Genomic DNA, 25,051 nt, shown 5'->3' with positions numbered 1-25,051 from the left:
AAACGCCCGGTTACATTCCGAACCCGGAAGCTAAGCCTTACAGCGCCGATGGTACTGCAGGGGGGACCCTGTGGGAGAGTAGGACGCCGCCGAACTTCTTTTAGAGCTCTGGCTCTCGGGCGTATGCCCGAGAGCCAGAGCTTTTTTGCGTTGAGGTAAGGTCGGTGCAGCATCGACACGTTTCCCACAGGAGGATCCCGGGTGGAGGTCCAGGAGACGCGGGTCCAGACAGACCGCGTCCTCACCATCCCGAACATGCTCAGCATGGCACGGCTCGTTGGCGTACCGCTGTTCCTGTGGATGATCCTCAGGCCGGAGTTCGGCGGCCCGAAGAGCGACGGCTGGGCCCTCCTGGTGCTGGCCCTCAGCGGCGTCAGCGACTACCTGGACGGCAAGCTGGCGCGACGGTGGAACCAGATCAGCAGCCTCGGCCGGCTGCTCGACCCCGCCGCCGACCGGCTCTACATTCTTTCGACGCTGGTCGGCCTCACCTGGCGCGAGATCCTGCCCCTCTGGCTGACCATCGTTCTGCTGGCGCGTGAGCTGGTCCTCCTGGTCATGGTGGGCATCCTTCGGCGGCACGGCTATCCGCCGCCGCAGGTGAACTTCCTGGGGAAGGCCGCCACCTTCAACCTGATGTACGCCTTCCCGCTGCTCCTGCTCAGTGACGGAACTGGCTGGATCTCGTCACTCGCTGCTATTTTCGGCTGGGCGTTCGCCGGATGGGGTACAACTCTGTATTGGTGGGCAGGAGTGCTTTACGTGGTCCAAGTCCGCCGTCTGGTTCGTGCGGACGCTGTGACCGATTGAACTCGCTGATCAGCACGCGCATCGTGGCGCGGCGGCCCGCACTGTAAAAGTGTCGGCCAGTCCTGGCGGGTGAAGTCGGTCAGACCGTCGTCTCTTCGAGGAGGACGCTTCCGACATGAAGGCCGTCGTGATGGCCGGGGGTGAAGGCACTCGCCTTCGCCCCATGACCTCAAGCATGCCCAAGCCGCTCCTGCCGGTGGCCAACAGGCCGATCATGGAGCATGTTCTGCGGTTGCTCAAAAAGCATGGGCTCAACGAAACCGTTGTGACCGTCCAGTTCCTTGCGTCACTCGTCAAGAACTACTTCGGTGATGGCGAAGAGCTCGGAATGGAGCTCACCTATGCCAATGAGGAGAAGCCACTCGGTACCGCCGGGAGCGTGAAGAACGCCGAGGAGGCACTGAAGGACGACGCTTTCCTCGTCATCTCCGGCGATGCCCTCACCGACTTCGATCTCACCGAGCTGATCAATTTCCACAAGGAAAAGGGCGCCCTGGTCACGGTCTGCCTGACCCGCGTCCCCAATCCGCTGGAATTCGGCATCACCATCGTGGACGAGGAAGGAAAGGTCGAGCGTTTCCTTGAGAAGCCGACCTGGGGGCAGGTCTTCTCCGACACGGTGAACACCGGCATCTACGTCATGGAGCCCGAGGTCTTCGACTACGTCGACCCCGATGTGCCCGTCGACTGGTCCGGTGATGTCTTCCCGCAGCTGATGAAGGAAGGCAAGCCCGTCTACGGTTATGTCGCCGAGGGCTACTGGGAGGATGTCGGCACGCACGAGAGCTATGTGAAGGCGCAGGCCGACGTCCTGGAGGGCAAGGTCGACGTCGACATCGACGGCTTCGAGATCTCCCCGGGCGTCTGGGTCGCCGAGGGAGCCGAAGTGCACCCCGACGCCGTGCTGCGCGGGCCGCTCTACATCGGCGACTACGCCAAGGTCGAGGCCGGTGCGGAGATCCGCGAACACACGGTCGTGGGGTCCAACGTCGTCGTGAAGAGCGGTGCCTTCCTGCACAAGGCCGTCGTCCACGACAACGTGTATGTCGGACCGCACAGCAATCTGCGGGGCTGTGTCGTCGGCAAGAACACCGACATCATGCGCGCGGCACGGATCGAGGACGGCGCCGTCATCGGTGACGAGTGCCTGATCGGTGAGGAATCGATCGTCCAGGGCAATGTACGGGTCTACCCGTTCAAGACCATCGAGGCGGGCGCGTTCGTCAATACCTCGGTGATCTGGGAGTCCAGAGGACAGGCACATCTCTTCGGTGCCCGGGGCGTGTCCGGGATCCTGAACGTCGAGATCACACCGGAACTCGCGGTGCGGCTGGCCGGCGCGTACGCGACGACGCTGAAGAAGGGCTCGACCGTCACCACGGCCCGCGACCACTCCCGTGGTGCCCGTGCGCTGAAGCGGGCGGTCATCTCCGCGCTGCAGGCCAGCGCCATCGACGTACGGGACCTGGAGAACGTGCCGCTGCCCGTGGCGCGGCAGCAGACCGCGCGGGGCAGCGCGGGCGGCATCATGATCCGGACGACACCCGGGGTGCCGGACTCCGTCGACATCATGTTCTTCGACGGGCAGGGCGCCGACCTCTCCCAGGGCAGCCAGCGGAAGCTGGACCGGGTGTTCGCGCGGCAGGAGTACCGGCGCGCGTTCCCCGGGGAGATCGGGGACTTGCACTTCCCGGCCAGTGTCTTCGACTCGTACACGGGCTCGCTGCTGCGTAACGTCGACATCACCGGTATCGCGGAGTCCGGACTCAAGGTGGTCGTCGACGCCTCCAACGGCAGTGCCGGCCTGGTGCTGCCGAGCCTGCTCGGCAAACTGGGCGTCGACTCGTTGACCATCAACCCCGGTCTCGACGAGTCCAGGCCGACCGAGACGGCCGACATGCGGCGCTCGGGGCTGGTCCGGCTCGGGGAGATCGTGGCGTCCTCCGGCGCCGCCTTCGGCGTACGGTTCGACCCCGTCGGTGAGCGGCTGTCCCTCGTCGACGAGAAGGGGCGGATCATCGAGGACGACCGGTCGCTCCTCGTGATGCTCGACCTCATCGCCTCCGAGCGGCGCAGCGGCCGGGTGGCGCTCCCGGTGACCACCACCAGGATCGCCGAGCAGGTCGCGGCCTATCACGGCACGCAGGTCGAATGGACGACCACCTCGCCCGACGACCTCACACGCGTGGGCGGAGAGGAAGGGACGATCTTCGGCGGTGACGGCAAGGGCGGCTTCATCGTCCCGGAGTTCAGCAGCGTCTACGACGGCACCGCGGCCTTCGTGCGGCTCATCGGGCTGGTGGCGCGCACCCAGCTCACGCTCAGCCAGATCGACGCGCGCATCCCGCGGGCGCATGTGCTCAAGCGGGACCTGGCGACCCCGTGGGCCGTCAAGGGCCTGGTGATGCGGCGGGTCGTGGAGGCGGCCGGAGACCGGTTCGTGGACACCACCGACGGCGTGCGGGTGGTGGAGACCGACGGCCGCTGGGTGATGGTGCTGCCCGACCCGGCCGAGGCGGTCACCCATCTGTGGGCCGAGGGCCCCGACGACGCCTCCGCACAGGCCCTGCTCGACGAGTGGTCCGCGGTCGTGGACAGCGCGGGCCGGTGAGTGGTCGGCGCCGGCGGTAGAACGAGCGGTACGCGTGCGTGCCGGACAAGCGTCCTCAACGGGGCCTGTCCGGCACGCCGGTAGGTCCGTTCGGAGGTAGTGGCCGCGGCGTGCGACGATGTGCGGCATGCCGCAGCAACCCCCCGTTCGGAGCACACCCGCGCGGCCCGCGCGCCCGGACGCCTCCATGTCGTTGCTCACCAACGTCATGGACCACAGCCTCGACGACGGATACGCCGAGGCCGCCGCGCGGAGGAAGACCTCCGGCGATGGCGGCATGCCGAAGACCCTCAGGGCGAGGCTGGGGCTCGCCGTCGGCCTGGTGTTCGCCGCCCTGATCGTGACCGTCGGGGCCGCTCAGGCCCGGGTCGCGGCTCCCGTCGTCGCCAAGGAGCGCGAAGAGCTGATCGACCGGATCGACCAGGAGACCCAGGCCGCGGACAAGCTCGAGGACAGCGTCGACGAACTGCGCGCGGACGTGAGCGCACGGCAGCGCGAGGCGCTCCGGGACAGCGGAGGCGACCGGTCCGCGCTGGTGGGCATCCTGTCCGGCGCCGTCGCGGTGCACGGGCCCGGCGTGCGGCTCGTGGTGAACGACGCCAAGGACGCGAGTACGGGCGGCGACGGCGGCCCGCGGTCGACCACCGGCTTCTCCGACACCGGGCGGGTCCGTGACCGTGACATGCAGCGTGTGGTCAACGGTCTGTGGGAGTCCGGTGCCGAGGCCGTCTCCATCAACGGGCAGCGGCTGACCGCCCTGTCGGCGATCAGGGCCGCGGGAGACGCGATACTGGTCGACAACAGACCGCTGGTGCCGCCGTACACGGTGCTCGCGGTGGGGGACGGCGGGGAGCTGAGCGACCGGTTCCAGAACAGCGCGGACGGGCTGTATCTGCATGCCTTGCAAGAGAACTACGGGATCCGGACGGCCCTCTCCGTGGAGGACGACGTCCGGCTGCCCGCCGCACCGAGTGTGATCGTACGTACCGCACAGCCGATAACCGAGAAGGGCACATCGTGATCGCCGTACTGGGCCTCGTCGTGGGAGTCGTGGCCGGACTGTTGGTCCGGCCCGAGGTTCCGGCGGTCGTCGAGCCTTACCTGCCGATCGCCGTCGTCGCGGCGCTCGACGCCGTGTTCGGAGGTCTGCGGGCCATGCTCGACGGCATCTTCGACGACAAGGTCTTCGTGGTCTCGTTCCTGTCGAACGTCGTCGTCGCCGCACTGATCGTGTTCCTCGGCGACAAGCTCGGCGTGGGGGCCCAGCTGTCCACGGGTGTCGTCGTGGTCCTCGGTATCCGTATCTTCTCCAACGCCGCGGCGATCCGCCGGCACGTGTTCCGGGCGTGAGGCCGATGAGTGAGCACGAATCCGACGAGACGACGCGCCCGGCGGTATCCCCGCCCCGGCCCGCCCCGGACGCCTCGCCCCTGGCCGGGCTGCGCAGGGAACTGCCCGCGGAGGTGCCCGCCGAAGCGCCCGCGAAGGCGCCCACACCGGCGGAGGAGCCCGTTCCGGAGCCCTCGGGGCTGACCGGCCGACAGCGGCTGGTGAACGGGCTGTGGCCGCCGCGGGTGACCCGGGCCCAACTGATCGTCGCCCTTCTGCTGTTCGGTCTCGGTTTCGGTCTTGCCGTCCAGGTGGCGTCCAACAGCGACGGTGACAGCGCGCTGCGCGGGGCACGCCAGGAAGATCTTGTGCGCATCCTCGATGAACTCGACGACCGCACAGAGCGTCTTGAGGACGAGAAGCAGGGACTCGAGAAGCAGCGCGACGAGCTGGAGAACAGCTCCGACCAGGCCGAGGAGGCCCGAAAGCAGACGATCGAGAAGGAGCGGCAACTCGGTGTGCTGGCGGGCACCGTGGCCGCGCAGGGGCCCGGGATCACGATGACCATCGAGGACACGAAGGGGACGGTCGAGGCGGACATGCTGCTCGACGCCGTCCAGGAACTGCGCGCGGCCGGTGCCGAGGCGATCCAGGTGAACGATGTGCGGGTGGTGGCGGGCACCTACCTGACGGACTCCGGGAACGGTGTCGCCGTGGACGGGAACAAGATCACCACGCCTTATCGTTTCAAGGTCATCGGCAAGCCGCAGGACCTCGAGCCGGCGCTCAACATCCCCGGAGGCGTGGTGCAGACTCTCGAGAAGGAACAGGCCACCGTTACCGTGGAGCGGTCGACCAAGATCGTCGTGGATGCCTTGCGGGTGGTGAAGCGGCCTGACTACGCTCGGTCGTCCTCCCAGTGAACCGGGGGTGCATGCGGGGCGTCCGGCGAGGGCATGAGGTTGCGGGGGGTCGGCGCACCGAATGGGTGGTGCGTGGTGGAAACTGTCTGGCGGAGGCGGACGTTGTGAAGATGTCCGGGTCGGCCAATGTGTTCAGTCAGGGTTCGTCCTGCCCCACGGGCGGGTCTGTTTCGGTCAAGGGGAATCGCCCGTGAAGTTGTTTGCGAAGTTGTTCGGCAAGAGCGCGCGGCGAGAGGGCAGCGACAACGCGACCGCTCGCCATCGCGCACAGCCTGAGGCGGAAGGTCAGCGTCCGCTGTACCGGGACCAGGTGGGTCAGGGCGCGCCGTCCGTTGACCCCGCACAGTCGGGCGGCATAGGTTTCGGGCAACCGTCGACCTCAGGTACGGGTGGAGAGTTCTCCGACCCGTACGCGTCCCACGCCCCCGGAGGGCAGCCGCGGCAGGAGGATCCGTCCATGTCGGCCCTGGTGTGTACGAGGTGCGGCAACCGCAACGCGGAGAACAGCCGCTTCTGCTCCAACTGCGGCGCGCCGCTGAGGCCCGGAGTCACCCCGGAGCGCCCCTCGGAGACGACGTCCACGATCTCGATCTCCGGTCTCGAGGCCTACGACGCGGAGGCCACCGGTCAGACGCCGACGCCGATGCTCTCTCCCGAGGCGCAGGCGGCCGTCGACGCGCTGCCGGTGGGTTCCGCGCTCCTGGTCGTGCGCCGCGGGCCGAACTCGGGCAGCCGCTTCCTGCTGGACGGCGACCTGACCACGGCCGGGCGTCATCCGCAGAGCGACATCTTCCTGGACGACGTGACGGTCTCCCGTCGGCACGTGGAGTTCCGGCGCGGCCCGGACGGCTCCTTCACGGTGGCCGACGTGGGCAGCCTGAACGGGACGTACGTCAACCGTGAGCGGATCGACCAGGTCGCCCTGGCCAACGGCGACGAGGTGCAGATCGGCAAGTACCGGCTGGTCTTCTACGCGAGCCAGCGGGGCTACTGACCTCCCCGGATCCGTCCGGGGGACCCCAGGGAAGGTTCATGGTTCAGACACCGAGCGGCGGTGCCGACGACGGCGCCGCCGCCGCGGGCACCGGACTGATGAGCATCGGCACGGTGCTGGGCGTGCTGCGCGAGGAGTTTCCCGAGGTCACCATCTCCAAGATCCGCTTCCTGGAGTCGGAGGGGCTGATCGAGCCGCAGCGGACCCCGTCGGGGTACCGCAAGTTCAGCGCCGGGGACGTCGAGCGCCTCGGCCATGTGCTGCGCATGCAGCGCGATCACTACCTGCCGCTCAAGGTGATCCGTGAGCACCTCGACGCCATGGAGCGCGGTGAGGCCGTCCAGCTGCCGGTGCTGGGCCGTCCGGGGGACGGGGAGACCGCTCAGGAGCCCGCCGCCGAGGGGGCCACGGCGGCGCGTATCGGGCGCGGCCGACTGCTGGCCGCGGCCGGCATCGACGAGCGGACGCTCGCCGAGTGGGAGTCGTACGGGCTGCTCGCCCCGGTCGAGGACGGCATGTACGACGCCGAGTCGGTCACCGTCGCCGGGCTCATCACCGAGCTGGGGCGGTTCGGGATCGAGCCGCGTCATCTGAGGGCGATGAAGGCCGCCGCCGACCGTGAGGCCGGTCTGGTGGACCAGGTGGTCGCCCCGCTGAAGCGCCACCGGAACCCGCAGACCAGGGCCCACGCGCAGGCGCGTACGAAGGAGCTGGCGGGGCTCACGATGAAGCTGCACGCGGCGCTGGTGCAGGCGGCACTCGGGATACGGCCGCCCTGAGACGGAGCGGCGCGGGGGCCCGGATCGGCCACCCGTTCCCTGCCCGACTACCCAAACGTCCCGGGCACGGCCTAGGGTTACTGTGTGAACGAGCTCGATGTCGTAGGTGTCCGGGTCGAGATGCCCTCCAACCAACCGATCGTGCTGTTGCGTGAAGTGGGCGGCGACCGCTACCTCCCCATCTGGATCGGACCGGGGGAGGCGACGGCCATCGCCTTCGCCCAGCAGGGCATGGCACCCGCACGGCCGCTGACCCACGACCTGTTCAAGGACGTGCTGGAAGCCGTCGGACAGGAGCTCACGGAAGTACGCATCACCGATCTGCGCGAAGGTGTCTTCTACGCGGAGCTGGTGTTCGCCAGCGGGGTCGAGGTGAGTGCCCGCCCCTCCGACGCCATAGCGCTGGCCCTGCGCACGGGTACGCCGATCTACGGCAGTGACACGGTGCTCGACGACGCCGGGATCGCCATCCCGGACGAGCAGGAGGACGAGGTGGAGAAGTTCCGCGAGTTCCTCGACCAGATCTCGCCGGAGGACTTCGGAACCAGTAACCAGTGAGGGCGGCCGTCGGCCCGGTCGGCCGCCGGGGCTCACGCCGAGGGCATTCGGCTAGCCGTTCCCCGCGACGGGGTACGAGAAACCACTCTTAGGGTGATTATCACTCGGCGTGCCGAGTGTGGCGATCGTTGACGCACCCTTGGTGACTGCCTACCTTCGAGGAGGCAGGTCAAGGACGGAGGTCGGCGTGAGAAGCAGCGGCGACGGTACGGCTGGGGGTGCCCCCGGACGCGGTTTCGGGGCGAGCGGGCCGTACCCTTCCCAGAGCTCCCGGCTCCGTTCGAGCGGGGGGCATCCCGCGCACGGCGGTGCGATCGACCAGGCTCCGCAGCGACCGACGGCTGTGCCGAGCAGCGGAGGGGCGACATCCATGGCGTCCGAGGAGATCGGCTACCGGGGGCCCACGGCCTGCGCCGCCGCCGGCATCACCTACCGGCAGCTCGACTACTGGGCCCGTACGGGCCTGGTCGAACCGAGCGTGCGGCCGGCCCACGGGTCGGGCACGCAGCGGCTTTACAGCTTCCGCGACGTCGTCGTGCTGAAGATCGTCAAGCGGTTCCTGGACACGGGCGTCTCCCTGCAGAACATCCGCACCGCGGTCCGGCATCTGGGTGAGCGCGGCTTCAGCGACCTGGAGCGCATGACGCTGATGAGTGACGGGGCCACGGTCTACGAGTGCACCTCGTCCGACGAGGTGCACGCCCTGCTCCAGGGCGGCCAGGGCGTCTTCGGCATCGCCGTGGGCGTGGTGTGGCGGGACGTGGAGAGCGCGCTGTCCCAGCTGCACGGGGAGCGCGTCGACACCGGGGAGACCCTGGTCGGGCACAACCCGATGGACGAGCTGGCGCGGCGGCGGAACAAGGCGGTCTGAGGCCGTCCGGGGCCGCCCGGGAACGGCTGTTGTCAGTGGCGTAGGGCAGCATCGGAGATGTGAGATCCGCGCCCACGATCCTGCACCTCGACATGGACGCCTTCTTCGCCTCGGTGGAGCAGGCGTCCAAACCGAGCCTGCGCGGTAAGGCGGTCGTCGTGGGCGGGCTCGGGCCGCGGGGTGTGGTGGCCACCGCCTCGTACGAGGCACGAGTCTTCGGCGTCCACTCGGCGATGCCCATGGCGCAGGCCCGGCGACGCGCGCCGAACGCCGCGTACCTGGTGCCGAGGTTCGCTCTCTACCGGTCGGTCAGCGAGCAGGTGATGGAGTTGCTGCGGGCCCTGTCACCGCTGGTGGAGCCGCTCAGCCTGGACGAGGCGTTCGTGGACCTGGAGGCCGGCGGCACGGCCTGGGACGAGCGGTCGGCGCGGCTGGCCGGGGCGAAGCTGCGCGCGGACATACGGGCGGTCACGGGGCTCACCGGGTCGGTGGGGCTCGCGGCCTCCAAGATGCTGGCGAAGATCGCCTCGGAGCAGGCGAAGCCGGACGGACTGGTGCTGATCGAGCCGGGCACGGAGCGGGCCCTGCTGGGGCCGCTGCCGGTCCGCACCCTGCCGGGCGTCGGACCGGCGACCGGTGACCATCTGCGGCGGGCGGGGATCCACACGGTCGGCGAGCTCGCCGAGGCCGGGGAGGACGAGCTCGTACGGCTGCTGGGCAAGGCCCACGGCCACGCGCTGTTCGCGATGGCGCTGGCCCGGGACGAGCGGCCCGTGGTGGCCGAGCGGGAGACCAAGTCGGTCTCGGTCGAGGACACCTACGACGTGGACATCCACGACCGGGTGCGGGTGGGGACGGAGGTGCGGCGGCTCGCGGACCGGTGCGTGCGCAGGCTGCGGGGGGCGGGCCTGTCGGGGCGGACCATCGTGCTGAAGGTGCGCCGGTACGACTTCTCGACCCTCACCCGCTCCGAGACGCTGCGGGGCCCCACGGACGATCCGGCGGTGGTGCGGGAGGCGGCCGCGCGGCTGCTGGACTCGGTCGACACGACGGGCGGGGTGCGGCTGCTGGGCGTCGGGGTCAGCGGGCTGGCCGACTACACGCAGGAGGACCTGTTCGCGCAGGCGGCGGGCGTACCCGCCGACGACTTCCCGCACGAGGAGGCCGAGACCGTGCCCGCGCCGGAGCCGGAGACGCCCGCCGAGCGGCGCTGGCCGGCGGGGCACGACGTACGGCACGACGTGTACGGGCACGGATGGGTGCAGGGCAGCGGGCTGGGCCGGGTCACAGCGCGCTTCGAGACGCCCGGCTCGGAGCCGGGCCGGGTGAGGACCTTCCGCGTCGACGACCCGGCTCTGCAGCCGGCGCAGCCGCTGCCGCTGGTGTCCCGGGGATCCGGGGAGGACGAGAGCGCGGGGACCGGTGGAGGGATGCGGACGGAGAGCCGGTGAGCGGGGCGGATCAGGCCGGCTTGTCGTTCCCGGCGAGTTTGCCGAAGTCGCGGTCCGGGAGGGGAGGGGGAGCGGCGAGGTCCAGGCCGTAGTGGTGGTAGAGCTGGAGTTCCTGTTCGGGGGAGAGATGGCGGCCCACGCCGAAGTCGGGGGCGTCCTTGATGAGGGCGCGTTCGAAGGGGACGTGGAGGGCGCCGTCGATGAGTTCGCTGGGTTCCAGGGGGACGAAGGCGTCCCTGCTGAACAGGCCGGTGCGTATCGCCGCCCACTCCGGTACGCCGGTGGCGTCGTCGAGGTAGATCTCGTCGATGGTGCCGATCCGGGTGCCGTTGCGGTCGAACGCCTTGCGGCCGATCAGGTGGCGCGGATCGATGTCGGTCTGCACAGGCCCTCCATTGGTCGCAAACTCATCCGTAAGCACTACAAAACGGCACAATCGGCTGGACGGCCACTCGAAGGTTCTGGTGTGGTGCTCGCTGGTACGCTGGCAAACGGCTGCTGACCCCGTGCGGGAGAGCCCTCCGGACATCACCGGAGGCGCCGAAGGAGCAAATCCTCCCCGGAATCTCTCAGGCACACGTACCGCACGGACGAGGTCACTCTGGAAAGCAGGGCGGGTGTCGACGGCTTCCGCTCTCACCGACGGTGAAAGCCGGGCGCCTTCGGGCCGTCCGGTGAAGCTCTCAGGTTGAGATGACAGAGGGGGAGGCCGTTCGGGCACCCGCGCCGTGGTGCCCCTCGAAGGTCGTCGGACCAGGAGGCCTCCTCAATGACCGCCCCTCGCACTCCGCTCTCCGAGCTCGAACAGGGAATCCCCTTCGAGCAGCGCCACATCGGCCCCGACCACGAGGCCCGGGCCAAGATGCTCGCGCAGGTCGGCTACGGCTCGCTGGACGAGCTGACGGCCGCCGCCGTGCCGGACGTCATCAAGAACGCCGACGCGCTGGACCTGCCGGGCGCCCGGAGCGAGGCCGAGGTCCTGGCCGAGCTGCGTGCGCTGGCCGACCGCAACGAGGTGCTCGGCTCCATGATCGGGCTCGGGTACTACGGGACCTTCACCCCGCCCGTCATCCTGCGCAACGTGATGGAGAACCCCGCCTGGTACACGGCGTACACGCCGTACCAGCCGGAGATCTCCCAGGGCCGGCTCGAGGCGCTGCTGAACTTCCAGACCGTGGTCGCCGAGCTCACCGGCCTGCCGACCTCGGGCGCCTCGCTGCTCGACGAGGGCACCGCCGCCGCCGAGGCGATGGCGCTGTCGCGGCGCATGGGCAAGAACAAGAAGGGTCTGTTCCTGGTCGACGCGGACGCGCTGCCGCAGACGATCGCCGTGATCGAGACCCGTGCCGAGCCGACCGGCGTCGAGGTCGTCGTCGCCGACCTGAGCGAGGGCATCCCCGCCGAGCTCGCCGAGCGTGAGATCAACGGCGTACTGATCCAGTACCCGGGCGCCTCCGGTGCCGTACGCGACATCAAGCCGCTGATCGACCAGGCGCACGAGCTGGGCGCGCTGGTCACGGTCGCCGCCGACCTGCTCGCCCTCACGCTGCTGAAGTCGCCCGGTGAGCTGGGCGCGGACATAGCGGTCGGCACTACGCAGCGCTTCGGTGTGCCGATGGGCTTCGGCGGGCCGCACGCCGGCTACATGGCCGTGCAGGAGAAGATGGCGCGCAGCCTGCCCGGACGGCTCGTCGGCGTCTCCGTCGACGCCGACGGGAACAAGGCGTACCGCCTCGCCCTCCAGACCCGTGAGCAGCACATCCGCCGCGAGAAGGCCACCAGCAACATCTGCACCGCCCAGGTGCTGCTCGCCGTCATGGCCGGCATGTACGCCGTCTACCACGGCCCGGAGGGGCTGCGGCTGATCGCCCGGCGCACCCACCGGTACGCCACCGTCCTCGCCGCGGGCCTGCGGGCCGGCGGGGCCGAGATCGTGCACGGCTCCTACTTCGACACGCTGACCGTGCGCGTCGCCGGGCGGGCCGCCGAGGTCGTCGCCGCCGCCCGTGACAACGGCGTCAACCTGCGTCTCGTCGACGCCGACCACGTCTCGATCGCCTGCGACGAGACCACCACCCGGGAGCGGCTGACCGCCGTGTGGAGCGCCTTCGGCGTCGACGGCGACGTCGAGGCGCTGGACGCGGCCGCGCGGGACACCCTGCCGGACGCCCTGCTGCGCGACGACGAGTACCTGACCCACCCCGTCTTCCGGCAGCACCGCTCCGAGACCGCGATGCTGCGCTACCTGCGCCGGCTCTCCGACCGCGACTACGCGCTGGACCGGGGCATGATCCCGCTGGGCTCATGCACCATGAAGCTCAACGCGACCACCGAGATGGAGCCGGTCACCTGGCCCGAGTTCGGTCAGCTGCACCCCTTCGCGCCCGCCGAGCAGGCGCAGGGCTACCTCACGCTCATCCACGAGCTGGAGGAACGTCTCGCCGAGGTCACCGGCTACGACAAGGTGTCCCTCCAGCCCAACGCCGGTTCCCAGGGCGAGCTGGCCGGTCTGCTCGCCGTACGCGGCTACCACCGGGCCAACGGCGACGAGCAGCGCACCGTCTGCCTGATCCCGTCCTCCGCGCACGGCACCAACGCCGCCAGCGCCGTGATGGCCGGCATGAAGGTCGTCGTCGTCAAGACGTCCGACGACGGTGAGATCGACGTCGCGGACCTGCGCGCCAAGATCGGGCAGTACCGCGACGAGCTGTCCGTGCTGATGATCACCTACCCCTCGACGCACGGCGTGTTCGAGGAGCACGTCGCCGACATCTGCGCCGAGGTGCACGAGGCCGGCGGCCAGGTGTACGTGGACGGCGCCAACCTCAACGCCCTGGTGGGTCTGGCCAAGCCCGGCCACTTCGGCGGCGACGTCTCGCACCTGAACCTGCACAAGACCTTCTGCATCCCGCACGGCGGCGGCGGCCCCGGCGTCGGCCCGGTCGGCGTACGGGCGCACCTGGCGCCGTACCTGCCGAACCACCCGCTCCAGCCGGAGGCCGGTCCGGAGACCGGCGTCGGGCCCATCTCGGCGGCGCCGTGGGGCTCGGCGGGCATCCTGCCGATCTCGTGGGCGTACGTCCGTCTCATGGGCGGCGAGGGCCTCAAGCGGGCCACGCAGGTGGCCGTGCTCAGCGCCAACTACGTCGCCAAGCGTCTGGAGCCGTACTACCCGGTGCTCTACACCGGCCCCGGCGGGCTGGTCGCGCACGAGTGCATCATCGACCTGCGCCCGCTGACCAAGGCGACCGGCGTCAGCGTGGACGACGTGGCGAAGCGCCTGATCGACTACGGCTTCCACGCGCCGACGATGTCGTTCCCGGTGGCCGGCACGCTGATGATCGAGCCCACCGAGTCCGAGGACCTCACCGAGCTCGACCGGTTCTGCGAGGCGATGATCGCGATCCGCGCGGAGATCGAGAAGGTCGGCTCCGGCGAGTGGCCCGCGGACGACAACCCGCTCCGCAACGCCCCGCACACCGCCGCCGCGCTCGGTGGGGAGTGGGACCACGCGTACGCCCGCGAGGAGGCCGTCTTCCCGGCCGGGGTGAGCGCCGCCGACAAGTACTGGCCGCCGGTGCGCCGCATCGACCAGGCCTTCGGCGACCGCAACCTGGTCTGCTCCTGCCCGCCGCTGGACGCGTACGAGGACTGACACACGCCGAAGGGGGCCCTTTGCGGAGGGCCCCCTTCGGCTACGCCGGGTACGCGTGGGTCTGCGTCGCCTTGACCGCCGCCCAGACCGTCGCGCCCGGACGCAGGTCGAGTTCGGCCGCGGCGACCGCGGTGAGGTCGGCGGCCAGGGCGAGCTCGCCGGTGAGCTCCACGCGGATCTGATCCCTGTGGGTCTCCAGACCGGCGACCTCGCAACGCCAGAGGTTGCGGGCGCTGGAGCCGGTCGGCCGGTCCCGGTACAGGGTGACGGCGCCGGGCGGGAACGCCACGAAGGCGGGCCCGGAGAGGTCCTCCGTGGTGCTCACGGCGGGACCCGCGTCGAGCCGCACCGTGTGGCCGTCGGCCCGCCCGCGGTACAGGTTGAGGCCGACGAGCTGGGCGATGTACTCGGTGCGCGGGTGACGGGCGATGTCGGAGGGCGTGCCCTCCTGCACGATCCGGCCCTGCTCCACGACGACCAGACGGTCGGCGAGCACCATGGCGTCCAGCGGGTCGTGCGTGACCAGGACGGCGACGGCCTCGAACGCGGCCAGATGGCGGCGGAGCTGCGCACGCACCTCCAGCCGGGTGCGGGCGTCCAGGGCGGCGAGCGGTTCGTCCAGGAGCAGCAGCCGGGGGTGGGTGGCCAGGGCGCGGGCGAGGGCCACCCGCTGGGCCTGGCCGCCGGACAGCCGCCGGGGCTTGGCGCCCGCGTGCTCGGCCAGCCCCATGCGGTCGAGCCATTCGGCGGCCTGCGCGCGTGCCTCCGCCTTGCCGGCGCCCCGGCAGCGCGGCCCGAAGGCCACGTTGTCGAGGGCGGTCAGGTGCGGGAAGAGCAGGTAGTCCTGGAAGACGACACCCACCGGGCGCGACTCCGGCGGCGTACGGCGCAGATCCACGCCATCCAGCCGCAGATGCCCGGCACCGAGCGGGGTGAGGCCCGCGAGGGCGCGCAGGGCGGTGGTCTTGCCGGCGCCGTTCGGGCCCAGCAGGGCGACGACGTCACCGGGCGCGGCGGTCAGCGCGACGTCCAGTCGGAAGGAGCCGCGGTCCACGACGAGGTGCGCGTCCAGGCCCTCGGCGGCGTCGGGCACGGTCCCGGGATGCTTCGGCATGGTGTCAGACGGTCCTCGTCCAGCGGTCCCGCAGCCCGGCCAGTACGGCGATGGAGACCGCCAGCAGGACCAGGCTGAGGGCGATGGCGGCGGCCGGGTCGTTCTGCAGGGCGAGGTAGACCGCGAGCGGCATGGTCTGGGTGCGGCCGGGGAAGCTGCCGGCGAAGGTGATCGTCGCCCCGAACTCCCCGAGGGCCCGCGCCCAGGCCAGTACGGCACCGGCCGCGACGCCGGGAGCGATCAGCGGCAGCGTGACCCGGCGGAACGCGGTGAAGCGGGAGGCGCCCAGGGTGCTGGCCGCCTCCTCGTAGCGCGGGTCGGCGGCCCGCAGCGTGCCCTCGACGCTGATGACGAGGAACGGCATCGCCACGAACGTCTCGGCGAGGACGACGCCCGTGGTGGTGAAGGGCAGGGTGATGCCGAACCACGCGTCCAGCCACTGGCCGACGACGCCGTTGCGGCCCAGGGCGAGCAGCAGGGCGACACCGCCCACCACCGGGGGCAGCACCAGCGGGAGCGTCACCAGGGCGCGGACCAGACCCCGGCCGGGGAAGTCCGTACGGGCCAGCAGCCAGGCCAGCGGGACGCCGACGACCAGGCTCAGCGCGGTCGCCGTCGTGGCGCACAGCAGTGACAGGCGCAGCGCCTCCCACACCTCGGGGCTGGTCAGCTGCCCGGGGAGGTCCCGCCAGGGGGCGCGCAGGAGGAGGGCGAGGAGGGGCACCAGGAGGAACGCCAGGCCCAGGAGGGCGGGCGCGAGGAGGGCGAGGGGGACACCGCGGCCGGGGGCGCGGGGGCGTGCCTTCCGGAGGGCTTCCCGGCCGTTGGTCATGGCTTCAGGAACCCCGCCTCAGCCAGGACCTTCTGGCCCTGCGCGGACTTCACCAGCGCCACGAACGCCTTCGCCGCCGACGGATTGGGCGCGTTCTCGAGCCGGGCGATCGGATAGTCGTTGACGGCCTCGGCGGACTCCGGGAATTCCACGCCCTCCACCTTGTCACCGGCCGCCCTCACATCCGTGCGGTACACGAGGGCGGCGTCGGCCTCCTTCAGCCGGACCTTCGTCAGGGCGCTCTTGACGTCCTGCTCGTACGAGACCGGCTCCAGCTCGACGCCGCCGGCGGTGAGGGCGGTCCGCGCGGCGGCTCCGCAGGGCACCGTCTCGTCGCACAGCACGACCTTGAGGCCGGACGCGGTCAGGTCCTCGAGGGAGTCGATCGCGTGCGGGTTGCCCGGCACGGTGGCGATCTCCAGCCGGTTGCGGACGAACGTGCTCGGGCTGCCCGCCGTGAGCCCCTCGTCCGTGACGAGCTTCATCGTCTTCGCGCTGGCCGCCGCGAAGACGTCGGCCGGGGCACCGCCGTCGATGCCGGCGGCCAGGCTGTCGCTGCCGCCGAAGTTGAAGGTGACCTCGGTCCCCGGGTGCTCCTTCTCGAACCGCGCGCCCAGCGTCGTGAAGCTCTCCTTCAGCGAGGCGGCCGCGAAGACGGTGACGGTGCCGGTGACGTCCTGCCCGCCGGACGCCGGCGAATCCGAGCCGGACGTGGAACAGGCGCTCAGCACCAGTACGGCGGCGGCTGTCCCGGCACCGGCGATCCGACGGGTCCCATGCGAACGGGGCATGGTGGAGCACTCCCTCCGTGGGGCTGCGGAAGAGCCCGCAACGCCCTCCCGCTACGCCGATCATACTGGCGCATCTGCAAGGCGTTCACCCCATGTCACATCGCATGAGCCAGGGAAGGCGGTCAAGGGGTACGCAGGTGCGTTGTCGCCGTCAGGTGCGGTCGATATGGACGTTCGTCGACTTCACGCGGGCCGTGGCCTCCATGCCGACCTCCAGCCCCAGTTCCTCGACGGCCTCCCGGGTGAGCAGCGAGACGAGGCGGTGCGGGCCGGCCTGGATCTCGACCTGGGCGGCGACGTCGCCGAGCTTGATCGCGGTGACGATGCCGGGGAAGGCGTTGCGGGCGGAGGTGTACGGAGTGCCCTCCTCGACGGCGCCGGCCCTGGCGAGTTCGACGGAGAACGCCGCCAGGGCCTGCCCGTCGACGAGCCGGCGTCCGCCGTCGTCGCGGTGGGTGGTGATACGTCCCGCGTCCGCCCAGCGGCGGGCGGTGTCCGGGCTCACGCCGAGCAGCCTCGCTGCCTGGCCGATCGTGTAGGACTGCATGCCGGTCACGATAGGTGGTGCCGGAGGTGCCTCAGCCCCGCTCGACGGGAGCGGCCGTGCTCGCCCGGACGACGAGGTCCGTGCCCAGTTCCACACGGGGGGAGTCCGGCTGTTCGCCACGGGTGAGACGGAGCACCGTACGGACGGCGAGTTTGCCCATGTCGGCCAGGGGCTGGCGGACGGTGGTCAGCGGCGGCGCCGACCAGCGGACCTCCGGAAGGTCGTCGAAGCCGACCACGCTCATGTCCTCCGGGACCCTGAGTCCCCGGCCGCGCAGCGCCTCGATCGCCCCCAGCGCCATCTGGTCGCTGGCCGCGAACACCGCGGTCGGCGGCTCCGGCAGGTCCAGCAGGGCGTTGCAGCCCGCGAAGCCGGCCTCCGGGCGGAAGTCACCGGGAACGATCAGCGATGCGTCGAGCGTGATGCCGGAGCCCTCGAGCGCCGCCCGGTAGCCGTCGAGCCGCGCGCGTGCGCAGAGCAGGCGCGACGGTCCGGCGATCAGCCCGATCCTGCGGTGTCCCAGGGCCAGCAGATGTTCGGTCGCGGCCATGCCGCCCGACCAGTTGGCGGCGCCGATGGTCGGCACGTCCGCGGCGGGGGAGCCGGCCGGGTCCACGACCACCAGCGGGACGCCCAGGACCTGCAACTCCTCGTGCAGTGTGTTCATCGCGGAGGTCACGAGGATGACACCGTCGGACGCGCGCGCCCGCAGATTGCGCGTCCACTCCCGGGCGTCGCCGGAACGTCCGTGGATCGCCGATACCACCGTGCCCGCCCCGGCCGCGTGGGCGGCCTCCTCGACACCGCGGATGATCTCCACCGCCCAGGGGCTGCCGAGGTCGTTGAAGACCAGGTCGAGCAGGACCGCGCGCGAGGCGGAGGCGTGGGGGCGCTTGCGGTAGCCGTGACGGCGCAGCAGGTCCTCGACCCGGGCGCGGGTTTCCGGGGAGACGTCGGAACGGCCGTTGACCACGCGGGAGACGGTCGGCACGGAGACGCCGGCCTGCCGGGCGATCTCCGTGATCGTGACTCTGCCCCCGGCGTCGGCCTCATGTGCTGCCACTTGCCCCACCTCCGTGACGGAACCCGCGAAACTTCCAGGAGTCTTCCGGAAAGCGGACGTCCGTGGGAAGGCGTCGCGGGGCCGACTCTTGGCGGAGGGGCCGGCCGGTCACTCCTCCCGCATGCCGGACCACGGTGGGTGACCGGCCTCGGACAGGCGTCGGGGCCGGCGCGCAGGAGGTCCTGCGTCCGGCCCCTCGTCGCCTCGGGCGGCCCCGTTCCGCCCGGTCGTGCTCAGGCGGTGGTCAGGCTGGCGCCCCGGGGACGCTGCGGGGCGATGACCCTGCCGTCGGGCAGGAGTTCACCGGTGTCCTCGAAGAACACGACACCGTTGCACAGCAGGCTCCAGCCCTGCTCCGGGTGGTGCGCCACGAGACGGGCGGATTCCCGGTCGGCGGAGTCTGCTGAGGGGCACGGTGGCTGGTGCTGGCACATGGGTGGGATCTCTCGCTCTGTGGTGACCTGTGAGTCGGCTGTCGTTTCAGTTCCGCGGCGTGAAGCTTCGTTCATGGCCGCCCCCCGTTGTGATAAGTCGGTCGGAAACCAGTGTTGCCCCATGGGCGAGGATCCGCAGGGATTTCGCGGCACCGCTCCTCACAGCTTGAGGACGCGTCACCCGCGCGGACGGTTCATCCCAACTGCACTGTCACTTCGGATGGTTCGCCGTGGCCGGATGGGGCTAGTCCGTCCGGGAGACGCGTGTGCCCCGCCGCGTCGGGGGTCCGGGCGGCGGGGCACGGGGTGAACGCTCAGGCGGGCGAGCCGAGCAGGCGGGTCGGTGCCACCCGGTGCGTCAGGACCGGGAGCAGGTCGGTGAACCGGTGCGGGCGGTGGGCCGCGATGCCGGGCGGCGCCGGTGCGAGCGGGACGAGCAGATCGGTGGCGGCCGGGTGTCCGGTGGCGCCGTCCGCGGTGGGATCGCCGTGCAGCCAGAGCGCCAGCATGTAGAGGCTCGGCACCGACAGCAGCCGGGGCTGGTACGGCTGTGTCATGGCCTCGGCCTGGCGCAGCGCGAGCTCGGTGGAGGTGATGTAGGGGCCCTCGAAGAAGCGGGAGAACGTCCAGCCGTCGGCGGTGGGCACGGTGTCCGCTGCGGCCACCGCGCGGTCGCCGGTGCGGATCAGGAAACGCCAGCCGGCCAGCCGGGTCGAGGTCCCGTCGTCGGGGGTGGTCCGGTCCAGGACGTGCACGGGAAGGGGCAGCTCGGGTGAGACGGGTCCCTGGGTGACGAGCAGGGAGGGAGTTCGGGCTTCGCGGACCGCGGTCGGCGAGGAGAGCGCGGTCAGGACGGAACGCAGTGCGGGCGCGGGAGCCGGGGGAACATGCAGCGGCATGGTGGGTCGCCTCTCATTCGAAGGCACAGTGGCGCGAGGGCGGGGCGTGGCGGGGCGGACGGCGCTGTCAGCTCGCGAAGGTCAGAGAGGCAGGGGCCGGGGGCTGAGCCCGGGAGACGGGGGTGAGGAGTGCCGCACGCCACCTCCCGGCTGGATCGCTCGAACCGTGGGCGCCAACCTTCTGCCTTGTGCGCAAAGTTTATACGACACGCGTTCGGACTGTGTTTCGCCTAGCTGTTTTCGACCGGCGGAACAAGGGTACTTCTGGCCGGTGAAATGTGAAAATCATCCCGATTCCAGGCCGGATGCACGCCGATGACCTCGGATAACGGCCGCGAAGCGGTCGGCCCATTCTCGTCGGCGTTTTTCACGAGTTCGCAACCGACCCGTAAGGCGTCTTCTGTGCCATGCCTCGTGAATGTGCCACTGGTCACCCCGACCAGACTAGCGGCCGGCGGTTCCGTCCGGGGCGTTATCGATCGCATCGACGGGGCATCCTCCCCTGTGGACCGGGACCCGGCGGCCGCTCTTCGGCCCGCCCGTGCGAGGAAGGACCCTTCGATGGGGGAGAAGGTCGTGGCAGGTCAGTTCGACCTGTCCGATCGCCAGCGCTACCGCGAGAAGCTCCGCAGCTGTCTGACGGGCTTGGAACGACTGCTGGCGGAGAAGCGGTTCGACCGCCCCAAGAACCTCATGGGGCTGGAGATCGAGTTGAATCTCGCGGGCGCCGACGGCATGCCGAAAATGTTGAATGCGCAAGTCCTCGAACGGATCGCCAGCAGGGACTTCCAGACGGAACTCGCCATGTTCAATCTGGAAGTGAACATCGCCCCCCACCGATTGGGCGGGCGGGTATTCGACCGGCTCGACGAGGAACTGCGCACTTCGCTCACGTATGCCGACCGGAAAGCCGGTGAAGTGGACGCGGGGATCGTGATGATCGGCATCCTGCCGACACTGGACCGGGACGACCTGGTCTCCTCGAACCTTTCCGACGTCGACCGTTACGCATTGCTCAACGAACAGATCGTGGCCGCGCGCGGTGAGGAGTTCACCCTCGACATCGACGGCGTCGAACGCCTCAGCTGCACCTCCAAGTCCATCGCCCCCGAGGCCGCCTGCACCTCGGTGCAACTGCACCTCCAGGTCACCCCGGAGCGCTTCGCCGGTGTGTGGAACGCGGCCCAGGCCGTCGCCGCCGCCCAGATCGCCGTCGGCGCCAACTCGCCGTTCCTCTTCGGCCGCGAACTGTGGCGCGAGTCCCGGCCCCCGCTGTTCCAGCAGTCCACGGACACCCGCCCGCCCGAGCTCCAGGCCCAGGGCGTACGGCCGCGCACCTGGTTCGGGGAGCGCTGGGTGACCTCGGCGTTCGACCTGTTCGAGGAGAACCTGCGCTACTACCCGGCCCTGCTGCCCCTCTGCGACGACGAGGACCCGCTCGAGGTGCTGGACCGGGGCGGCGTCCCCAGCCTCGCCGAACTCGTCCTGCACAACGGCACCGTCTACCGCTGGAACCGCCCCGTCTACGGCATCGCCGACGGCGTGCCCCACCTGCGCGTGGAGAACCGCGTGCTGCCCGCCGGCCCCACGGTCACCGACGTCATCGCCAACGCGGCCTTCTACTACGGCGTGGTCCGCGCCCTCGCCGAGGACAGCCGGCCGGTGTGGACCCGGCTGCCGTTCGAGGCGGCGGCCGCCAACTTCGACGCCGCCTGCAGGTACGGCATCGACGCCCGCCTCACCTGGCCCCGGCGCGGCCGTCTCGGCGGGCTGGGCGAGGTGGACGCGGTCACCCTCGTACGGGACGAGCTGCTGCCGCTCGCCGAGGCCGGGCTGGACGCGTGGGGGATCGAGCCCGCCGACCGCGATCTGTACCTCGGGGTGATCGAGGAGCGGTGCCGGCGGAGGGTGAACGGCGCGACCTGGCAGGCCGCGACCTTCCACCGGGCCCTCGACCTGGGCCTCGGCCGGGAGGCCGCCCTGGCCGCCACCACCCGCCGTTACCGCGAGCTGACGGAGCAGGGCGATCCGGTGCACAGCTGGCCGGTGGGACTGCCGGAACGGGTGCCCACGGGCTGACGCCGCCACCGGCCCCCCGGCCGGGCGCACAGCCGCTGCCCTCATACTGATCGGACCGATCGGTGATGTGGAGGCAGGTGTGCAGGCGGAGGCGGGCCCGGCGGCCGGTTCGTACCCTGAGCGGAGGCCCTCGCGGACGACGCTCCGCGACGAGACGCTCCTCGTGCTCGCGCTGTCACTCGGCGCGAGCGGAGTGTCGGCCCTGATCAGCTTCGTCGGCTCGGTCACCGAACCGGGCGGCCTGAAGGACCAGGCGGCCACCCTCAACGCGTCGGCCGCGCCGGGCCGCCCCTGGCTGGACCTCGCCTGGCAGCTCTTCGGGATCACCACGGCGCTCGTCCCGGTCGCGTTGGTGGCGCACTTCCTGCTGCGCGAGGGCGCGGGGCTGCGCACCCTCGGCTTCGACCGCACCCGGCCCTGGTCCGACCTCGGCCGCGGAGCGGCGGTCGCGGCGGTCATCGGCAGCAGCGGCATCGCCTTCTACCTGGCCATGCGCGGCCTCGGCTTCAACCTCACCGTGGTGCCGGAGGCGCTGCCCGAGGTGTGGTGGAAGTACCCCGTGCTGGTCCTGTCCGCGATGCAGAACTCGATCCTCGAAGAGGTCATCGTCGTCGGCTACCTGCTGCGCCGGCTGGACCAGCTGGGCTGGTCCCCGGGCGCCTCGCTGGCGGCCAGTTCGGTGCTGCGCGGCTCGTACCACCTCTACCAGGGCATCGGCGGCTTCATCGGGAACATGGTGATGGGCGTGGTGTTCGTGTACCTCTACCGGCGCTGGGGGCGCGTCGGGCCGCTGGTGGTCGCGCACACGCTGCTCGACATCGGGGCCTTCGTGGGGTACGCCCTGCTGGCCGGCAAGGTGGGCTGGCTGCCGACGGCGTGAGGCGGCGGCGAAGGGGCGTGCGGCGCGGCCGTACGCCCCTTCGCCGTACCGGGTTCAGACCAGCAGGTCGCCCTCGATGACCGTCACGGCCCGTCCACCCAGCAGGGTGCGCCCGCCGCGCACCTCGGTGCGGACGCGGCCGGAGCGCGGTGAGGCCTGGAGGCCGGTGAGGGCGGGGCGGCCGAGGCGCTCGGACCAGTACGGGGCCAGAGCGGTGTGCGCGCTGCCGGTGACCGGGTCCTCGTCGATGCCGACGTTCGGGAAGAAGCAGCGGGAGACGAAGTCGTAGCCGAGGGCGGGGTTCTCGGCGCGGGCGGTGGCGATGAGGCCGCGCTCGGAGTAGGCGGCCAGGGCCTTGAGGTCGGGCCGCAGGGCGTGGACGGTCCGCTCGTCGGCGACCTCGACGAGCAGGTCCCCGATGTCCGGGCCGGTGTCGAAGGCCGTGAGCGGCCGGGCGCCCAGGGCCTCGGCGACACCCTCGGGGACGTCGACCGGGGCGAGCGGGGCGGTGGGGAAGTCCAGGGTGACGGCGCCGTCCTCGTCGGGCGTGGCGATGAGGACGCCGCTGCGGGTGGCGAACCGCACCGGGCCCCGGTGTGCGCCGGTGGTGTGCAGGACGTGCGCGGTGGCCAGCGTCGCGTGGCCGCACATCGCGACCTCGGTGACGGGGGTGAACCAGCGCAGCGCCCAGTCGGCCTCGCCTCCCGCGGGGAGCGGGTGGGCGAAGGCCGTCTCGGCGTGGTTGACCTCCAGGGCGACGTTCTGCAGCCAGGGGTCGTCCGGGAAGGCGTCCAGCAGCAGTACCCCGGCGGGGTTGCCGGCGAAGGGCCGGTCGGTGAAGGCGTCGACGATTCGAATCCGCATGTCCTGACGGTAGGGGCTCCGCGAAGCCGCAGGCCAAGGCCAATTCGAGGGTGCCGGCCCGGTTGCCGCGGCTGTCGCCCGGCCGAAGGGGGTTGTCGGACGAACAGTTCCGATATATCGTTGAAGCATCGCGACAGATCAACGACAGAATGGAGTGGTGGCGATGCGTACCCATGGTCACGAGCATGGGCACGGTCATGGCGGCCCGCGTGGCGGCCGTGGCGACTTCGAGCGACTGCGGGCGGCCTTCGGGCCCTTCGGTCCGGGGGGCCCGGGTGGTCCCGGTGGTCCCTTCGGCCCGGGTTTCGGGCACGGCGGCCCCTGGGGCGGACGAGGGCGCGGCGGACCGAGGGGAAGGGCGCGGCGCGGTGACGTACGGGCCTCGATCCTGGCCCTGCTGAAGGACCGGCCGATGCACGGCTACGAGATGATCCAGGAGATCGCCGAGCGCAGCGGCGGGGCGTGGAAGCCCAGCCCCGGTTCGGTGTACCCCACCCTTCAGCTGCTGGAGGACGAGGGGCTGATCGCCAGCGAGTCCGAGGGCGGCAAGAAGCTGTTCTCGCTGACCGACGCCGGCCGCTCGGCCGCCGGGGAAGGCCCCGAGGCTCCCTGGGAGGAGGCCTCGCGCGGGGTCGACTGGGAGGCGCTGAGCGAGATCCGGCAGGCCGGCTTCGGCCTGATGGAGGCCTTCGGGCAGGTCTGGAAGACGGGCAGCAAGGAGCAGCGGGATAAGGCCCTCGCCGTCATCAACGAGGCCCGCAAGAAGCTGTACCTGATCCTCGCCGACGAGTACTGACGGGGTCGGTGAGGACCGCCGAGGGGCGTGACGCAAACCGGCGCGCGCCCCTCGGGCGGAAACGCCCTGATGTCCTTCGCGAGGAGGAGATCCCGGACCGGGACGTCCGCTTTCCGTCGGACGCCAAGATGCTTCCCGCCGGGGATGCCCCGGGCCCGTGCGGCTGATGAGGTGGGGGACGTGCAACCCCGTATCCCCCGGCAGCAGGCCCAGGAGCTCCAGGAGCAGGGCATCCACCGCGCGGAGAACGATGCCAGGCTCGGCGCCGAGCTGGCAGCGGTGGTGACCGGTGCCCGGCGCAGAGCGGTCCGGGACGGGGACCGTCAGATCGACACCGCCCATCTGCTGCACTCGCTCCTGGAGTCCGACACCGACGTGAGGGCCGTCTTCGGTGAGGGCCCGCGGATCGCCCGGCTGCTCGGCTACCTGGTCCAGCGCAGCATCGGCTACGGACTGCGCTGGCAGGGCGTGGTCGAGGACTCCGGAGGCGTCCCCGTGGTGACCGAGGCCGCGGGCCTCTCGCCGCTGGCCGCGAGCTGCATGGAGTACGCCCACGAGCGCGCCGCCCGCCACGGCCGCGGCCCGGCGTGCGGTACGGATCTGCTCGCGGCGATCGTCACGGACCCCCGGGCGCGCGCCGTCGAGGTGCTCGAACGCGCCGGGATCGACCCCCGTGAACTGTTCGTCCGGCTCGAGGCGCCGTCCGGTCGGTGAGACAGGTGCCACAAGGGGTGACGCTCCTGTCGGGGCCTGTCATCATGTGCCGGTGCC

24 protein-coding genes, 1 rRNA gene and 1 riboswitch are annotated in these 25,051 nt (G+C 71.0%); of the genes, 16 read left to right on the top strand and 9 right to left on the bottom strand.

Translation table 11 applies throughout. The features are described 5' to 3' along the window. The 11 genes from rrf to ACF1DX_RS18025 all read left to right on the top strand — a co-directional run. Positions 1 to 95 (top strand): 5S ribosomal RNA (gene rrf / locus ACF1DX_RS18075); the annotation flags it as partial. 106 nt (positions 96 to 201) lie between these two features. After that, the gene (locus ACF1DX_RS18070; RefSeq protein ID WP_391792129.1) at positions 202 to 810 is read left to right on the top strand and encodes a CDP-alcohol phosphatidyltransferase family protein; all 609 of its coding nucleotides are present in this window, start codon (positions 202 to 204) and stop codon (positions 808 to 810) included. 115 nt (positions 811 to 925) lie between these two features. Further along, positions 926 to 3,421, top strand: coding sequence for a sugar phosphate nucleotidyltransferase (locus tag ACF1DX_RS18065; RefSeq protein WP_391792128.1), 2,496 nt, complete (start codon positions 926 to 928; stop codon positions 3,419 to 3,421). Positions 3,422 to 3,548: 127 nt separating this feature from the next. Then, positions 3,549 to 4,442 (top strand): DUF881 domain-containing protein, encoded by an 894-nt coding sequence (locus ACF1DX_RS18060; protein ID WP_391792127.1) that lies wholly within the window; start codon positions 3,549 to 3,551, stop codon positions 4,440 to 4,442. Continuing rightward, positions 4,439 to 4,771, top strand: coding sequence for a small basic family protein (locus ACF1DX_RS18055; protein ID WP_003988855.1), 333 nt, complete (start codon positions 4,439 to 4,441; stop codon positions 4,769 to 4,771). Before ACF1DX_RS18060 ends, ACF1DX_RS18055 begins: the two co-directional genes overlap by 4 nt. 5 nt (positions 4,772 to 4,776) lie before the next feature. Beyond that, on the top strand, positions 4,777 to 5,673 hold the full coding sequence (locus ACF1DX_RS18050; RefSeq protein ID WP_391792126.1) for a DUF881 domain-containing protein: 897 nt from the start codon (positions 4,777 to 4,779) through the stop codon (positions 5,671 to 5,673). Positions 5,674 to 5,734: 61 nt separating this feature from the next. Further along, positions 5,735 to 6,667, top strand: coding sequence for an FHA domain-containing protein (locus ACF1DX_RS18045; protein WP_391792125.1), 933 nt, complete (start codon positions 5,735 to 5,737; stop codon positions 6,665 to 6,667). Between the two features lie 38 nt (positions 6,668 to 6,705). Beyond that, positions 6,706 to 7,446 carry a MerR family transcriptional regulator gene (locus ACF1DX_RS18040; RefSeq protein WP_391792124.1) on the top strand — a complete coding sequence of 247 codons (741 nt, stop codon included), beginning with the start codon at positions 6,706 to 6,708 and terminating at the stop codon, positions 7,444 to 7,446. Between the two features lie 84 nt (positions 7,447 to 7,530). Continuing rightward, a complete protein-coding gene (locus tag ACF1DX_RS18035) occupies positions 7,531 to 8,004 on the top strand; it encodes a bifunctional nuclease family protein (protein WP_004934251.1) in 474 nt (157 codons plus the stop codon). A 187-nt stretch (positions 8,005 to 8,191) separates the two neighbouring features. Beyond that, the gene (locus ACF1DX_RS18030) at positions 8,192 to 8,875 is read left to right on the top strand and encodes a MerR family transcriptional regulator (protein ID WP_391792123.1); all 684 of its coding nucleotides are present in this window, start codon (positions 8,192 to 8,194) and stop codon (positions 8,873 to 8,875) included. Between the two features lie 59 nt (positions 8,876 to 8,934). Then, complete coding sequence (locus tag ACF1DX_RS18025; protein WP_391792122.1) at positions 8,935 to 10,326, top strand: DNA polymerase IV; 1,392 nt, start codon at positions 8,935 to 8,937, stop codon at positions 10,324 to 10,326. 10 nt (positions 10,327 to 10,336) lie between these two features. Here ACF1DX_RS18025 and ACF1DX_RS18020 read toward each other — a convergent pair whose 3' ends face one another. Beyond that, positions 10,337 to 10,711 (bottom strand): PRC-barrel domain-containing protein, encoded by a 375-nt coding sequence (locus ACF1DX_RS18020; protein ID WP_030865182.1) that lies wholly within the window; start codon positions 10,709 to 10,711, stop codon positions 10,337 to 10,339. 114 nt (positions 10,712 to 10,825) lie between these two features. Next, a riboswitch (glycine riboswitch) is annotated at positions 10,826 to 10,921 on the top strand. A 174-nt stretch (positions 10,922 to 11,095) separates the two neighbouring features. On the opposite strand from ACF1DX_RS18020, the gene gcvP reads away from it, so the two are divergent. After that, positions 11,096 to 13,981 (top strand): aminomethyl-transferring glycine dehydrogenase, encoded by a 2,886-nt coding sequence (gene gcvP, locus ACF1DX_RS18015; RefSeq protein ID WP_391792121.1) that lies wholly within the window; start codon positions 11,096 to 11,098, stop codon positions 13,979 to 13,981. Between the two features lie 40 nt (positions 13,982 to 14,021). Here the strand turns inward: gcvP and ACF1DX_RS18010 are convergent, their stop codons facing one another. The 7 genes from ACF1DX_RS18010 to ACF1DX_RS17980 form a co-directional block, all read right to left on the bottom strand. Continuing rightward, on the bottom strand, positions 14,022 to 15,095 hold the full coding sequence (locus ACF1DX_RS18010; protein ID WP_391792120.1) for an ABC transporter ATP-binding protein: 1,074 nt from the start codon (positions 15,093 to 15,095) through the stop codon (positions 14,022 to 14,024). Between the two features lie 4 nt (positions 15,096 to 15,099). Then, entirely contained in the window at positions 15,100 to 15,927 is an 828-nt protein-coding gene (locus ACF1DX_RS18005) for an ABC transporter permease (protein WP_391792119.1), read from the bottom strand. Continuing rightward, complete coding sequence (gene modA / locus ACF1DX_RS18000) at positions 15,924 to 16,718, bottom strand: molybdate ABC transporter substrate-binding protein (RefSeq protein WP_391792118.1); 795 nt, start codon at positions 16,716 to 16,718, stop codon at positions 15,924 to 15,926. The genes ACF1DX_RS18005 and modA overlap by 4 nt, the downstream gene beginning before the upstream one ends. A 151-nt stretch (positions 16,719 to 16,869) precedes the next feature. Further along, the gene (locus ACF1DX_RS17995) at positions 16,870 to 17,265 is read right to left on the bottom strand and encodes a molybdopterin-binding protein (protein WP_391792117.1); all 396 of its coding nucleotides are present in this window, start codon (positions 17,263 to 17,265) and stop codon (positions 16,870 to 16,872) included. A gap of 31 nt (positions 17,266 to 17,296) precedes the next feature. Next, entirely contained in the window at positions 17,297 to 18,328 is a 1,032-nt protein-coding gene (locus tag ACF1DX_RS17990) for a LacI family DNA-binding transcriptional regulator (RefSeq protein ID WP_391792116.1), read from the bottom strand. Between the two features lie 233 nt (positions 18,329 to 18,561). Next, on the bottom strand, positions 18,562 to 18,762 hold the full coding sequence (locus tag ACF1DX_RS17985) for a DUF5999 family protein (RefSeq protein WP_351999691.1): 201 nt from the start codon (positions 18,760 to 18,762) through the stop codon (positions 18,562 to 18,564). 314 nt (positions 18,763 to 19,076) lie between these two features. Continuing rightward, on the bottom strand, positions 19,077 to 19,661 hold the full coding sequence (locus ACF1DX_RS17980) for a hypothetical protein (protein ID WP_391792115.1): 585 nt from the start codon (positions 19,659 to 19,661) through the stop codon (positions 19,077 to 19,079). 561 nt (positions 19,662 to 20,222) lie between these two features. Here ACF1DX_RS17980 and ACF1DX_RS17975 point away from each other — a divergent pair. Together ACF1DX_RS17975 and ACF1DX_RS17970 are read left to right on the top strand one after the other, a co-directional pair. Further along, a complete protein-coding gene (locus ACF1DX_RS17975; RefSeq protein ID WP_391792114.1) occupies positions 20,223 to 21,740 on the top strand; it encodes a glutamate-cysteine ligase family protein in 1,518 nt (505 codons plus the stop codon). 79 nt (positions 21,741 to 21,819) lie between these two features. Beyond that, positions 21,820 to 22,620: a CPBP family intramembrane glutamic endopeptidase gene (locus ACF1DX_RS17970; RefSeq protein WP_391792113.1), complete on the top strand. Its 801-nt coding sequence runs from the start codon at positions 21,820 to 21,822 to the stop codon at positions 22,618 to 22,620. 54 nt (positions 22,621 to 22,674) lie between these two features. Here ACF1DX_RS17970 and ACF1DX_RS17965 read toward each other — a convergent pair whose 3' ends face one another. Then, positions 22,675 to 23,484, bottom strand: coding sequence for a PhzF family phenazine biosynthesis protein (locus tag ACF1DX_RS17965; RefSeq protein WP_391792112.1), 810 nt, complete (start codon positions 23,482 to 23,484; stop codon positions 22,675 to 22,677). A 163-nt stretch (positions 23,485 to 23,647) separates the two neighbouring features. Between ACF1DX_RS17965 and ACF1DX_RS17960 the strand changes: the two genes are divergently transcribed. Together ACF1DX_RS17960 and ACF1DX_RS17955 are read left to right on the top strand one after the other, a co-directional pair. Further along, positions 23,648 to 24,280 carry a PadR family transcriptional regulator gene (locus ACF1DX_RS17960; RefSeq protein WP_391792111.1) on the top strand — a complete coding sequence of 211 codons (633 nt, stop codon included), beginning with the start codon at positions 23,648 to 23,650 and terminating at the stop codon, positions 24,278 to 24,280. Between the two features lie 180 nt (positions 24,281 to 24,460). Continuing rightward, positions 24,461 to 24,994, top strand: a complete 534-nt coding sequence (locus tag ACF1DX_RS17955; protein ID WP_391792110.1) for a Clp protease N-terminal domain-containing protein — start codon at positions 24,461 to 24,463, stop codon at positions 24,992 to 24,994. Positions 24,995 to 25,051: the final 57 nt, after the last annotated feature.

The sequence above is a fragment of the Streptomyces sp. NPDC014676 genome, from assembly GCF_043084105.1.
In the GTDB taxonomy this organism is placed as follows: Bacteria; Actinomycetota; Actinomycetes; order Streptomycetales; family Streptomycetaceae; genus Streptomyces.
The sequence above is the reverse complement of the archived record's forward strand: the minus strand, read 5'-3'. Positions and strand labels throughout refer to the sequence as shown.